This window comes from Nocardia sp. NPDC001965 (assembly GCF_053594175.1).
The window spans coordinates 199,109-212,448 of the sequence record NZ_JBSFDZ010000005.1; the positions used below are offsets into that span (position 1 = coordinate 199,109).

Annotated in this window: 13 protein-coding genes and 1 pseudogene; 8 read left to right on the plus strand and 6 right to left on the minus strand. The window is 65.9% G+C overall.

The annotated features are described in order from the left end of the window. Nucleotides 1–12: 12 nt before the first annotated feature. Complete coding sequence (locus ACWCPQ_RS11155) at nucleotides 13–207, minus strand: ferredoxin (protein WP_357976144.1); 195 nt, start codon at nucleotides 205–207, stop codon at nucleotides 13–15. Between the two features lie 45 nt (nucleotides 208–252). Further along, nucleotides 253–960 carry an SDR family NAD(P)-dependent oxidoreductase gene (locus ACWCPQ_RS11160; RefSeq protein ID WP_449897170.1) on the minus strand — a complete coding sequence of 236 codons (708 nt, stop codon included), beginning with the start codon at nucleotides 958–960 and terminating at the stop codon, nucleotides 253–255. A 234-nt stretch (nucleotides 961–1,194) separates the two neighbouring features. Between ACWCPQ_RS11160 and ACWCPQ_RS11165 the strand changes: the two genes are divergently transcribed. Then, nucleotides 1,195–2,664: an aldehyde dehydrogenase family protein gene (locus ACWCPQ_RS11165; protein WP_449897172.1), complete on the plus strand. Its 1,470-nt coding sequence runs from the start codon at nucleotides 1,195–1,197 to the stop codon at nucleotides 2,662–2,664. Next, on the plus strand, nucleotides 2,661–3,869 hold the full coding sequence (locus tag ACWCPQ_RS11170; protein WP_449897174.1) for a CaiB/BaiF CoA transferase family protein: 1,209 nt from the start codon (nucleotides 2,661–2,663) through the stop codon (nucleotides 3,867–3,869). The genes ACWCPQ_RS11165 and ACWCPQ_RS11170 overlap by 4 nt, the downstream gene beginning before the upstream one ends. 66 nt (nucleotides 3,870–3,935) lie before the next feature. Here ACWCPQ_RS11170 and ACWCPQ_RS11175 read toward each other — a convergent pair whose 3' ends face one another. From ACWCPQ_RS11175 to ACWCPQ_RS11185, 3 genes are all read right to left on the minus strand, one after another. Then, nucleotides 3,936–4,988 carry a hypothetical protein gene (locus tag ACWCPQ_RS11175; protein WP_449897176.1) on the minus strand — a complete coding sequence of 351 codons (1,053 nt, stop codon included), beginning with the start codon at nucleotides 4,986–4,988 and terminating at the stop codon, nucleotides 3,936–3,938. 526 nt (nucleotides 4,989–5,514) lie between these two features. Then, nucleotides 5,515–5,736, minus strand: a complete 222-nt coding sequence (locus ACWCPQ_RS11180; RefSeq protein ID WP_449897178.1) for a hypothetical protein — start codon at nucleotides 5,734–5,736, stop codon at nucleotides 5,515–5,517. Nucleotides 5,737–6,120: 384 nt separating this feature from the next. Beyond that, entirely contained in the window at nucleotides 6,121–6,378 is a 258-nt protein-coding gene (locus ACWCPQ_RS11185) for a hypothetical protein (RefSeq protein ID WP_449897180.1), read from the minus strand. A 227-nt stretch (nucleotides 6,379–6,605) separates the two neighbouring features. Between ACWCPQ_RS11185 and ACWCPQ_RS11190 the strand changes: the two genes are divergently transcribed. Then, nucleotides 6,606–7,043 (plus strand): TIGR03667 family PPOX class F420-dependent oxidoreductase, encoded by a 438-nt coding sequence (locus ACWCPQ_RS11190; protein WP_449897182.1) that lies wholly within the window; start codon nucleotides 6,606–6,608, stop codon nucleotides 7,041–7,043. A gap of 24 nt (nucleotides 7,044–7,067) precedes the next feature. Here the strand turns inward: ACWCPQ_RS11190 and ACWCPQ_RS11195 are convergent, their stop codons facing one another. Continuing rightward, on the minus strand, nucleotides 7,068–7,364 hold the full coding sequence (locus tag ACWCPQ_RS11195; protein ID WP_449897184.1) for a hypothetical protein: 297 nt from the start codon (nucleotides 7,362–7,364) through the stop codon (nucleotides 7,068–7,070). A gap of 279 nt (nucleotides 7,365–7,643) precedes the next feature. On the opposite strand from ACWCPQ_RS11195, the gene ACWCPQ_RS11200 reads away from it, so the two are divergent. The 5 genes and pseudogenes from ACWCPQ_RS11200 to ACWCPQ_RS11220 form a co-directional block, all read left to right on the plus strand. Further along, nucleotides 7,644–8,993, plus strand: coding sequence for a family 1 glycosylhydrolase (locus tag ACWCPQ_RS11200; protein ID WP_449897186.1), 1,350 nt, complete (start codon nucleotides 7,644–7,646; stop codon nucleotides 8,991–8,993). Nucleotides 8,994–8,998: 5 nt separating this feature from the next. After that, entirely contained in the window at nucleotides 8,999–9,538 is a 540-nt protein-coding gene (locus ACWCPQ_RS11205) for a hypothetical protein (protein WP_449897188.1), read from the plus strand. Nucleotides 9,539–9,748: 210 nt separating this feature from the next. After that, on the plus strand, nucleotides 9,749–10,936 hold the full coding sequence (locus ACWCPQ_RS11210) for a cytochrome P450 (RefSeq protein WP_449897378.1): 1,188 nt from the start codon (nucleotides 9,749–9,751) through the stop codon (nucleotides 10,934–10,936). Between the two features lie 211 nt (nucleotides 10,937–11,147). Then, a complete protein-coding gene (locus tag ACWCPQ_RS11215) occupies nucleotides 11,148–11,768 on the plus strand; it encodes a serine/threonine-protein kinase (protein WP_449897189.1) in 621 nt (206 codons plus the stop codon). Beyond that, nucleotides 11,768–12,672, plus strand: a pseudogene (locus ACWCPQ_RS11220) (IS630 family transposase); the annotation flags it as partial. The gene ACWCPQ_RS11215 and the pseudogene ACWCPQ_RS11220, both read left to right, overlap by 1 nt. Nucleotides 12,673–13,340 lie beyond the last annotated feature (668 nt).

The window sequence follows — 13,340 nt, forward strand, 5'->3', positions numbered from 1 at the left end:
TCCCCCCTCGTGCTACTCGGTGAGCGAGATGGCGCGCTCGGGGCACGAGTGCACCGCTTCGCGCACCTGGTCCTCTTGGTCGTGGGCTACATTTTCGTCGACCGGCGACGAATGGCCGTCGATTTCACTGAGTTCGAACGCTTTCGGCGCGATCATCGAGCACAGGGTGTGTCCCTGGCAGCGTTGCTGATCGACATGGACCTTCACGGTTGTCACTTCCCTTCGGATGCGGTGGGCGGATACCTGGGGCTGTCAGGTGTTGCGTCCGCCGTTGACGCCGATGATCTGGCCGGTGATGTAGCCGGCCTCTTCGGAGATCAGGAAAGCGCAGGTGGCGGCGATATCCTCGGGTTTGCCGACCCGCCGCACGGGGGTGCGCTGGATATGGTCCTCGACGCTGCCGCCGAGCAGCCGGCGCTCTTCGGAGCGGCGCAGCATGGGAGTGTCGATGAAGCCCGGCGGTACGGCGTTGACCGTGATACCCGACGGGCCGAGTTCCAGCGCGAGGGATTTGGTGAGCCCGTTGACCGCGGATTTCGAGGACACGTAGTGGGACATGAACGGCTGGCCCGACTGCGCGCTCGACGAGGAGATGTTCACGATGCGGCCCCAGCCGGCCTCGACCATATCCGGTAGTACCGCCTGGATGGTGTGGAAGACACCGTGCAGATTGACCTCGATGACCCGCTGCCATTCCGCGAAGTCGATGTTCTGGAATCGTTTGAATCCGTCGACTCCGGCCGCGTTCACCAGAACGGTGACCGGGCCGAGCTTCTCGCGGACGGCACCGAGCGCTTCGGCGATACTGTCCGGGTCGGTGACATCGGCGCGGTAGGCCGAATCGTCGTCCGCGGCCGGGTTCCGGTCCAGGGCGGCCACGTGGAATCCGTCGCTGCGCAACCGTTGGGCGATGGCGAGTCCGATGCCCGAGGCGCCGCCGGTGACAACTGCGGTTTTCACGCTTGCCTCTCCTCTCTTGCGCCCACCGGCGCAAGAATATGCATTCCGAATATGGAGAACCGTACTCTCGTCCAGATCCGGTCCGCAAGATCTGCGGGATTCGTCCGAGGTCGGTCTCTCCCGGATGTCGCGGGATTGCTCCAGCTCGCCGAATCGGCAACGTGAGCGCCCTTGCCAAATGTACTATTCTCCTCAAACGAGAATGTAATTTTCACGAACTTTCGAGGAGGCGGGATGTCAACGCAGGAAGAGGCGGTGACTGCCACGCAGCGGTTGCTCATCGACGGGCAACTGGTCGAGACCGGGGCGACCCTGGCCTCACTCAATCCCGCGAACGGGACCGTGGTCGGCCACGCGCCCGAAGCCGGGATCGCCGAAGTCGATGCCGCCGTGGCCGCGGCCCGCCGCGCGTTCGACACCACCGACTGGTCGACGAACCACGAATTCCGCGCGCGCTGCCTGGAGCAGCTCTATCAGGCCCTGCAGGACAATGTGGAGGAGCTGCGCGCCCTGATGATCGCGGAGGTGGGCGCGAGCTACATTCTCACCAAGGGCAACCAGCTCGAGACCCCGTTCGAGATCGTCAAGTACTACGCGGGCGTGCTGAAGGATTACACCTGGAGCCAGGATCTCGGCCCGGTCGAGATCCGGGGCGCACAACATCAGCGCTGGGTGGAGAAGGAGGGCGCCGGCGTCGTCGCGGCCATCGCCGCCTACAACTACCCGTACCAGCTGGCGTTCGCCAAACTCGCGCCGGCACTGGCCGCGGGCTGCACCGTGGTTCTCAAGGGCGCCCCCGACACCCCGCTCGTCACGCTCGCGCTGGGGGAGCTCATCGCGAACCACACCGATATCCCGGCCGGCGTGGTGAACATCCTCACCAGCTCCGAAGTGGCTGTCGGGGAACGGATGACGACACACCCGGAGGTGGACGTCGTCTCTTTCACCGGTTCCACACCCGTCGGCCGCAAGATCATGGCCGCGGCCAGCGCCACCCTGAAGAAAGTGTTCCTGGAGCTCGGCGGTAAATCCGCGGCCATCCTGCTCGACGACGCCGACTACAACCTCGGCGCCATGTTCGCCGCCTTCAGTATCTGCTCGCATGCCGGTCAGGGTTGCGCGATCACCACCCGGCTCCTGGTCCCCCGGGCCGATCACGACAAGGTCGCCGAACTGGTCGCCGCCAACCTCGCCAATATCACCTACGGCGACCCGGCCGACCCGAAGAACTATATGGGCCCGCTCATCAGCGAACGCCAGCGCGACAAGGTGCACGGCCTGGTGGAGCGGGCGGTCGCCGCGGGCGCCACGCTGGTGGCCGGTGGTGAAAAGGTCGACCCCGGGTTCTTCTACAAGCCGACCCTGCTGGCGAATGTCGACCCCGACAGCGAGATCGCCCAGGAGGAGGTGTTCGGCCCGGTCCTGGCACTGATCCCGTACGACGATATCGACGACGCGGTGCGGATCGCGAACAACTCCATCTACGGTCTCTCCGGCGGTGTATTCGGCGCCGACGCGGAGCGCGCCAGGGCAGTGGCCCGCCGGATCCGCACCGGCACCTTCAGCATCAACGGTGGCAACTACTTCCACCCGGATGCCCCCTTCGGCGGCTACAAACAGTCCGGCGTCGGCCGGGAGATGGGCGTCGTGGGTATGGAAGAGTTCATGGAGCGCAAGACCATCGCCGAGGTGGTGGTCTCGTGAGCGCACCGCTGGAGGGGATCACGGTCCTCGAGGTCGCCATGTACGGGTTCGTGCCCTCGGCGGGCGCGGTACTCGCCGACTGGGGCGCGAACGTGATCAAGGTCGAGCACGCGGTCACCGGGGATCCGCAGCGCGGATTGCGTCAGATCGGCAAGTTCAAGGTGGAAGGCGATCCGAACCCGAATATCGAACACGCCAACCGCGGTAAACGCAGTATCGGCGTGGACATGTCCGTCGCGGGCGGCCGTGAGGTCATCTATGAGCTGGCCCGGCGGGCCGATGTATTCCTCACCAGTTTCCTGCCGTCGGCGCGCACCAAGTTCGGTATCGATATCGACGATATCCGCGCGGTCAATCCGCAGATCGTCTACGCCCGGGGCAGTGCGCTCGGTCCACGCGGCCAGGAATCCGATCGTGGTGGTTACGATATGACCGCTTTCTGGTGCCGTGGCGGGGTGGCCGCCACCATCACCCCGGAGGGCACGAACGGCATGATCCAGCCGCCCGGCCCGGCCTTCGGCGACACCATCTCCGGAACGAACCTGGCCGGTGGCATCGCCGCCGCCCTGCTGAAACGGGAGCGGACCGGGGAACCGTCCGTCGTCGATGTCTCGCTGCTCGGTAGCGGGCTGTGGTCGCTGGGGCATACCGTCGCGCTGTCGGCCTATCAGGGCGAACCCATGCTGGCTCCGCCACCCGGCACCCACGGTGCGATGTCGAACCCGCTGTCGGGCCTCTACCGTACGGCCGACGACCGCTACCTCTCCTTCGTCATGTTGCAGCCCGGCAAGTTCTGGGCCGATGTCTGCCGGCATATCGACCGCCCCGAACTGGCCGAGGATCCCCGGTTCGCCGATGCCGCGCAGATCGCGGCCAATACCGGGGCCGGGGTGGAGATCCTGCGCGAGGCGATCGCCGCGCGGACCCTCGCCGAATGGACGAAGAAGTTCGCGACCCTCAAGGGCCCCTGGGCGCCGGTCCAGGACTCCCATCAGGTCGGCCAGGACGATCAGATCAGGTCGAACGAATACATTCTTCCTGCCGGAGAACTGGAACTGGTCTCCAGTCCCGTGCAATTCGATGTCACCGCACCCGAACTGCGGCCGGGCCCGGAATTCGCGGCGCAGACCGAAGAGGTCCTGCTCGAACTCGGCTGGGACTGGGACCGGATCATCGAATTGAAGACCGGTGGGGCGGTGGCCTGAGAAGTAGCGCCGAACGACGGATCCGCAGGAACGACACCGGTTTTCCCGGCCGGTTCGGAGCATCCACTATCTCGGTGCGTCCTGCGGACTGTCCGGCTCCACCGGCTCGAGCGGCTCCACCGGCGCGAGCGGCTCCACCGGCTCGAGCGGCGCGAGCGGCTCGAGCGGCGCGGGTGCCGGCACATGAGCATTGTGGCCGGGATCGCCGCCGTCGATACTGTCACCCCGTAGGCTCGGCACTCCCTCATCCCCGGTGAGCAACTCCGACGGCCCATTGGTGGCGACGAAGTTTTTGTCCCACGTCTCCTCCAGCGCGTCCCGGTAGTGCTGGTACGGCGACCTGCCGAGCTCGTCGGCCAGCCGGTCGCGTGCTCCGTCGTGCGACAGTTTCCCGGAAAGTTCGGCCGCCCAGATGCTCTTGGTCTCATCGCTGATGTTCCCGATATCGGGACCGCCGTTCCCGAGTATCTCGCGCCGCACCCGGGCGGTGGACAATCCGGCCTCGGCTTCTTCGAGATAGCGCATGCGCATATTCCGTTCGAGCCACGGACCGTATTTCTCACCGGGCGTCGGTGGATCGGTGATCGCGCCGAATCTGCCCGGGTAGGAGTGGCCCACCTCGTGTGCCAGAATCGCGGTGGCCCACAGCGGATCACCCTTCTTCTCCGTGCTGATGATGATCTTCTTGGCGTCGTAATAGGTCTTACCGAGCGCATCGATATCGCCGTATCCGATCGTCCAGCCGTCGGCTTCCAGGATTTTCAGCTGCTCGCGCAAGAACGGGGACATATCGGCGTAGCGCAGTACGGACGCGTCCAGGTCGGATTCGACCTTCGGTGTGTCGTCCTGCGGTCGGTCTTCTGGTTCGTCATCGTCGAGCTGGGTCAGCGCCAGCCCACCCAGCCCACCACCCACCGCGGCAGCCGGTACCACGCGGCGGAACGAATAGTGGCCCTTGCTGCTTGCTTGCTCTACACCTGCGGTGCCATCGCGTGTGCGTAGGGCGAAGCGGCGATAGGTTTTGGAAGTGCCGGTCGCAAAATCGCCGATCAGAGTGGCCGAGCGCTCCGTGGCCTTACGCGCTGTCGCGCTGAGGGTCTTGGATACGGGAACCCGCATGGATTTTCTCTTCTCGCTCGCCGGCCGTGTCCACCATCCCACAGGTATCGGTGGTGGATCGCCGGTGGCGGCGGGAGTTACTACGCTCTTTCCCGGCCGAGGGCGGCGAGGGTGCCCGAGACGCGTACTCCGGCGTCTCGCGCACCCTCGGCCATTACCGTCGCTACCGCAGGTCAGCTGCTCTCACAGCTGATTCCGCTATCGTCGCGGTCCCGACCGTATTCGTCCGGACCGATCACCCGGGACCCGGCCGTGTAGGCGGGCCCGTTCCCCCTGTCGCCCGCGCAGTCCACATCGCTGGTGATGGAGACGTAGGGGTCGTAGGAGAGGTGGCAGCCGGCCGGTGCGGCCCGCGCCGGAGCGGCGACCGCGACCGGGCCGAACGAAGTGATGGCGCGGGCGGCGGCGCCCAGGGCGGACAGGTCCGCACCGGCACCTTCAGCAGCACCGGTGGCAGCTGCTTCCGCTCACCACCGGGTCGGCGGTGATGCGCTGTGATGTGCACTTTCGCGGACTGTGGGATCACTCAGGGCGCCACCAGGATGACCGTCCACCCGTCGGCGCCGTTGTTCTGGCATTCGAACTGCCCGGCGTCCTTGTTCCCGTTGTCCACGATCCATTGCAGGCAGGAATACTCGTCGATCAATCCGGTCTTCAGAACCCATCGTGTCTCTGCCGCTGCCACGCCGGCGACGCCGGTGACCAGGACGGCCGCCAGAATTCCGGCGATCGAGAACTTTTTCAGCATGAGTACTCCATTCGAAATGTTCGAGGCATGGACCGGCCCGGAGCCGGCCTGCAGAAGGAAAGTCGTTCGGCCGCGCCTGTTCGGCGCCGGATGATCAACCGGCGCGGCGCGGAAAGAGAATCCCGGAACCGGGCAGAAGCTGGTTCACAGTCGAAGTAATTCGTGCAGCACCGGCAAACACTCCCCCCGTTCATGCCTCGCATAAATCGGCCGTCCCCACTTCGCCGACCGACGGGTTCAATATATCAGAGTGGTTCGCCCTGGCCAGGGGCGCAATACTTCTCGCCGATCGGGCGGTGGCGGGGCGATCGGCGAGAGGCAACCGGACCGGGGCCGCGCCACCGGCGGGTGTGGTGCCGTCGCCACGGCACCACACGGGTCCGATCAGCTGCTCTCGCAGCCGATTCCGTTACCGTCGCGGTCGAGGTCGTATTCGTCGGGTCCGATGACCCGGACGCGGCCGGTGTAGGCGGGTCCGTTGCCACTACCGCCTTCGCAGTCCACATCGCTGGTGACGGGGACGCACGGGTCGTAGGAGGCGTGGCATCCGGCCGGGGTGGCGCCGGCCGCTGCGGTGGCTGTGATCAGGCCGAATGTGGCGGCGGCGAGGGCGGCGGTGCCCAGGATGGACAGGGTTCTCATCGGGGCTTCTTTCAGCGAGGAGGGGAGGGGAGGGGAGAGGAGGGGAATCGCTGAAGTTTCGCACGGGCCGTCGCAACAGGTGCCTGTTTTAATGGAAAAGTGACCTCTAAAAAGAGTTATCGGATGCTTATCGGATCGCCGGGCAACCGCGCTCTCGGCCGGGAATCGTCACGGTGGCCCCGGTGTTGTTCCGGGCGCATCCCGCCCGCATCTTCCGGAGGCCGCTCATGACCACATCGAGTGCGAACGAATTGATCGACCCCACAACAGAATTCGGTGCGAGAGTCGCCGACCGTCTGGAACAGGAGCAGATCGTCTGGCTGACCACCGTCGGCCCCACCGGCACCCCGCAACCCAACCCCGTGTGGTTCCGCTGGGACGGGGGCAGCTTCCTGATCTTCAGTCAGCCCGACCGGCCCAAGCTCCGTAATATCGCCCGCAACCCGCGCGTGGCTCTGCACTTCAACAGCACCGAGAGCGGAGGCGAAGTGGTGGTGTTCGGCGGCGTGGCCCGGCTCGACTCCGCCGTGGAACCCGCCGAAGCCGCGGCCTACCTGGAGAAATACGAATCCGGGCTGGCGGGCCTGTCCATGACCGGGGAACGGTTCCGGGCCGAGTACTCGGTACCCGTCCGGGTGGTGCCCGACCGCCTGCGCGGGTTCTGAGCGCCGGGTCGCGCGCCTGGGAACCTACGAACTGAACACCACGCTCTCGAACGCCGACCCGCGCTGGGGGGTCGCGGGCGCTCCCTCGCAGTTCGGCCCCGGGAAACCGGCCACTCGCATGCTCGTATCGTTCGCGACGACCCCGGCCGCACCCGGCGTGTTGTGACACCGATCGGGGACGGGATCGCGCAATACGGCGTGGCCACCGTTCTGTGCGAGGTAGACGAAATCGCCGAGGTCCGCGTACGCGCTGAATGGTGCGGCCAGGGTGAGCAACGCTCCGGTCGCGAAGACGGCCGCAGTGTCGATGATGTGTCGCACTCGCTGTTCCTCTCGATTCGGAAGAAGGGACGGCTGCTCGGGTACGTGTTCGCAGTATTCTCCTCATCCCCCCGCATTGCGGGCAGGCGATCCATCTCGCCGGTCACAGCGTTGCCTTCGGAGTGTCACCGCGAGGCGACGGCGGTCCGGATGCTCTCGGTGGGGCGATTGCCGCGGCCGGTCCGAATCCGCGGTATCGAACGAGCCGGGTCCATCGACTCGCGACGATCATCGGGCGTTTCGTGCCCCCGGCCGGTGCGCGCCGTCTACGCTGGACCGATGCGATTTCGGCATCAACGGCGCTTCCTGGTCGCGCTCGGTTCCGTCGTGACGACGCTACTGCTCTGTGCGACTTCGGCCGCCGCCCCGGACGTGCAACCGGCCGCCGGCCCGCAGGCGTTGGATCCCGGGTTTCTGTGGGGCGTCTCGACGTCCGGGTTCCAATCCGAAGGCCGGACACCGGATAGCAATTGGAGTCGCTACGTCGCCGCGAACCCCGGATACGACCGATTGCAGGATTCGGTCGACTTCGTGGGTCGCTACTCGGCCGATATCGGGCTCGCCGCCGCGATGGGGACGAAGGTTTTTCGGATCGGGATAGAGTGGGCCCGGCTGCAACCGGCGCCGGGTGTATGGGATCCCGCTGCTTTCGGCTTCTATGATGCGGTCCTGGCGGATATCGTGCGGGCCGGAATGCGACCGATGATCACGCTGGACCATTGGGTGTACCCGGGCTGGGCTGTCGATCGCGGCGGTTGGCGTTCGCCCGGTATGGTCGAGGACTGGCTGACGAATATGCGTAAGGTCGTCGATCGCTACGCGTCCCTGGATCCCCTGTGGGTCACCGTGAACGAGCCGGTCGCATATATCGCGCACGAGGCCTCCCGGGGGGCCGCCGACGCGCCGGTGATGCTGGACCGGCTGGCGCAGGCGCACAATGCCATATACGACCATATCCACCGGGTTCGGCCGACCGCCCAGGTGACCAGCAATGTCGGCTATGTCGCCGGGGCGGAAGCCCAGATCAACGGTGCTCTCGTCGACCGTATCGGCGACCGGCTGGACTATGTGGGAGTCGACTACTACTTCGCCTACGATCCGGTACGGTCACTGCTCGATACCGTGTTGAAGGCCGCCGGATCGTCGATGTTGTCCCCACCGGGACAACCGATCTGGGAATTGCCGTTGCGCACCGAAGGCATCTATTTCGCGCTGAAATACTATGCGCAACGGTTTCCGGGTAAGCCGCTCTATATCGTGGAGAACGGTATGGCCACCGACAACGGCCGGCCCCGGGCCGACGGATACGCCCGCGGCGATCATCTCCGCGATACCGTCTACTGGATCCAGCGCGCCCGAGCCGACGGCATCGATGTCATCGGGTACAACTACTGGAGTCTCACCGACAATTACGAATGGGGAAGCTACAGTCCCCGATTCGGGCTCTACACCGTGGACGTGCGTTCCGATCCGACCCTGACCCGCCGGCCCACCGATGCCGTGGGCGCCTATTCCCAGATCATCGCCGCGGGCGGTGTGCCCCCGGACTATCGGCCCACCCGGCCACCCGCTCTCTGCGTCCTGGTCGATCCACCGGCCAGTTGCCTGACCCCGGTCGGGGCACCCTAGCGGTCGTGACCACCATCGATGCCCTCGTGGCCGCGTTCGGCGCGCTGCCCGGGACCGGGTCGGGGACCGGGCCCCGCCACCCGGTGACGCCGGATCCCGCGCTGGAACCTCTGCTGGCGGCGCTATTCGATACCTACCCGGGGCTGACCGGCGATACCGGGTACACGGAGTTCCTCTGGAAGTACGCCGGGCTGTCCCGCAGTGACGAAGCGCAGAACCAGCTCTTCGACATCTCCGGGTTCGCATCCGATAGCCGGGCCGGCCCGCCCGCCGTCGTGGACTTCCGGGAACTCTACGGCCCCGCCGTAGACGAGGACGGCTTCTTCGTCTTCGCCGAAGCCACGGTGCACGCTGACACCCCGCGGCATCTCGACACCTACGAACACGACTTCGCGTTCGCCCTCGACGGCGACCGGGAGCCGGGCGTTCATGTGTTCCGGTCGACCCTGAATGCCCGCGCGGCGGAATGGGTCAGGTACACAGACGATTTCACCACGTTCCTGGCGGCCGCCGTCGAACACCGCGGCGTGTGGCCGCGACGCTAGCTGCGGCGATATCACTGAGCGAGCAGTGTCGGGCAGCCGCTGGTTATGCTCGAGGGGCGAAAAGCTCGCACCTGACCGGCGTCGACCGGTCGACGCACTCGATCATGTTGGAGTTCAACCGTTTTGAGTTCGCCCCAGTCACCTGCTCACCCCGCATCGTGCCCCGTCGCCCACGGTTCGCCGTACGACTCCGACGAGCAGCGGGTGTCGATGCACTCGCCGGAATTCGCGATCGACCCGCATCGCGCGTACTTCGAAATGCGGAAGAAATACGGCTCTCTGGCACCGGTCGAGCTGGCACCGGGAGTACCGGCCACGCTGGTGATCGGCTACCACACCGCGCTGCGGGTCCTCAACGACCCGGAGCATTTCCCGGCCGATCCGCGTATCTGGCAGAAGGATATTCCCGCCGACTGCCCGGTGCTTCCGATCATGGAATGGCGCCCGTCGGGGAGCAAGAGCGCCGGCTCGGCTTTCCTGCGCTACCGCGAGGCGACCTCGGCCAGTATCGCCGAGGTCGACCTGTACGGTCTGCACGGCATCGTCGAGAAGTTCGCGCTGCCGCTGATCAAAGGCTTCTGTGCCGACGGTTCGGCCGATCTGATGAGCCAGTACATCTTCCCGCTGACGTTCGAGGTCGTGGGTGCCATGGTCGGCTGCACACCCGATATCGGGCGCCGGGTCGCCACCGGTATGGCCGCGATATTCGAGGGTATCGAGGCCGAACAGGGCAATCTGATGGTCGGTTCGGCGTTGCAGGATCTGGTAGCGCTCAAACGGATCGAACCCGGCAACGATGTCGCGACGAAACTCTTGCGGCATCCGGTCCAGCTCGACGACGAGGAACTGATCCACCAGTTGGTGGCCTTCTACGGTGCGGGAATCGAGTTGCAGCTGAACTTGGTCGCCAACACTCTGCTGCTGATCCTCACCGACGACAGGTTCGGTGACACAGTAGTGGCCGGTAGCCTCTCGACGCGCGACGCGCTCGACGAGGTGCTGTTCAACGACCCGCCGTTGGCGAACTACATGATCACCTTTCCGCGGCAGCCGATTCTGATCGAAGATGTCTGGCTACCGGCCCACCAACCGGTCCTGATCAGCATGACCGCGTGTAACAACGATCCCGCTATCCGATCCGAGCACCGGACCGGCAACCGCTCGCATCTTGCCTGGGGAGCCGGTCCGCATGCGTGTCCCGCGCAATCGCTGGCCTACCTGATCGCCCAGGAGACCATCGATCAACTTCTGGACGTACTTCCCGATCTGAGCCCGGCTCTGCCCGGAGGTGAACCGAGTTGGCGCCCGGGCCCGTTCCATCGGGCGCTGGCCTCGCTACCTGTCACATTCCCACCGGCCGATCCGGCGTCGGTGATGACCGAAGCGGAAACCGAGTAGCGGGACCGCCGGGGCGGCCGTGCCCGAGGCGATGCCGAGGTCTGCGGTCTCGCCGGCCGGTGAGACCGGCGGTCCGGCTTGCCCGGGCGCGCCCGCCGGTCGGGTCGAGTAGGGTTACCCGGTACGGGAGTGGAGGAGAGCTCGGTGGGGCTGGCGCAGGGGCAGGATTTCGCGGGGTATCGGATCGAACGGCTGTTGGGCGCCGGGGGGGATGGGCGAGGTCTATCTCGCGCGGGATCGCGACCTGCCGCGCTGGGTCGCGTTGAAACTGCTCGCCGGATCGGTGACCCATGATCCCGGTGTTCGAGCACGATTCCAGCGCGAGGCCGATACCGCCGCCCGGCTGGCGCATCCCAATATCGTGAGTGTGCACGCCCGTGGTGAGCACGCCGGGCAGTTGTGGATCGCCATGGAATACGTGGACGGCACCGATGTCGCCGCGCTGCTGCGCAACGGCCCCTTCTCGCCGGACTACGCGGTATGGGTCCTCACCGAGGCCGCCCGTGCGCTCGATCACGCACATCAGCAGAACACGCTGCACCGCGATGTGAAGCCGGCCAACATCATGGTGGCAGGTGGCGCACACCCGCGGGTGCTGCTGGCGGACTTCGGAATCGCGAAAGCGCTGGACGAATCGGTCGCCATCACCCGCACCGGGGAGGTGTACGCCAGCTTCCGATACGCCGCGCCCGAACAGCTCGACCCCACGGTCGCCGCCGACCGGCGTGCCGATGTCTACGCCCTGGGCGGCGCGTTCTACCACATGCTCACCGGTGTACATCCGTTCCCGGCGACGACGACGGCCCAGCAGCAGTCGGTGTCACACCGATGACCGTGGCGAAGTGGCGGAAACGGTTCATCGAGCACGGTCTGCCCGGGCTGGCCGACGAGCCTCGGCCGGGCCGGCCGCCGTCGATACTTTTGGACCGGGTGGAACAGGTGCTGGCGTTGACCTTGGAGCAGACTCCGCGTGATGCCACGCATTGGTCCCGGTCGTCGATGGCCGAACGGACCGGGCTGTCGAAATCGACGATCGGACGGATCTGGCGGCGGTTCGAGCTGAAACCGCACCTGGTCGACGGGTTCAAACTGTCAACCGACCCGCTGTTCGTGGAGAAAGTGGTCGACGTCGTCGGCCTCTACCACAATCCGCCCGAACGGGCCGTCGTCCTCTGTGTGGACGAGAAATCCCAGATGCAGGCTTTGGATCGTTCCCAGCCGGTGCTGCCGATGATGCCGGGCATGCCCGAACGCCGCACCCACGACTACGCCCGCCACGGCACCACCAGCCTGTTCGCCGCGTTCAACATCGCCGACGGCACCGTGATCGGCGAGCTGCACCGCCGCCACCGCGCGACCGAGTTCCGCAAGTTCCTGGTCACGATCGACAAGACCGTGCCCGCCGAACTCGATGTCCACCTCGTCTGCGACAACCTCGCCACCCACAAGACCCCGATCGTCAACGAATGGCTCGCCCGCCACCCCGCTTCCACGTCCACTTCACCCCGACCGGGTCATCCTGGCTCAACCAGGTCGAACGCTGGTTCGGATACCTCACCGACCAGCTCACCCGCCGCGGTGTCCACAAAAGCGTCGCGGCACTGGAGAAGGACGTCACCACCTGGATCGAGCACTGGAACGCCAACCCCCGGCCGTTCGTCTGGCGCAAGACCGCCGAGGAAATCCTCGACTCCCTCGCCCGATATATCCAACGCATTTCAGGCGCGGAACACTAGGTTCTGTATCGAAGTCAGTGATGGGGTGGCACCGCCCAGTGGTGCCACCCCTCAGCATGTCGGTGGAAGCTGATACCTGCGTTGGCATATTGGTGAGGTCTGCGGGTATTTCGGGTTGGCGACCAAGCAAACCTGAATAGTTCCGGAGACTTCCCGATGGAGTTGTCGTAGCCGGTGTCGCTGCCGAAGGTCTCCCGAAGCCGTTTCCACGCCGCGCCGGGGCCGCCCCTGGACTGCGCCCGCCCGGCCAGATACCGGGCCCGCGACTGAACCGCCGACAGCGTCCTACCAGCACCTTTCGCCACATCGGCGTCGGACATGCCTGCGGACAGCCCGGTCGCGATGATGCGGTAATCCTGATCGGTCCACTCGTGATAGTGGCGTGGAAGCTCATTCGATGTCAGGGCATGCCCCTGAAATCCGTCCGCATCCTTGATATTCCAGAAATCATCGTCACACCCGACACCGACACAAGGGGCGAGTGCGACTCATTCCGCGACTCGGGCCGTCGCACAACGCGAAGGACAGCGATACCCGGTCGCGCCGACTCCGCAGCAGCAGTGCACCGGTGCACACTCGCTCATTCGATCGCCGACGACCAAGAAGACGTACAGCAGGAACTCGCCTGGGATCTGCGAGCGCCGGTATTCCCCACCTGCTGTGGGCCC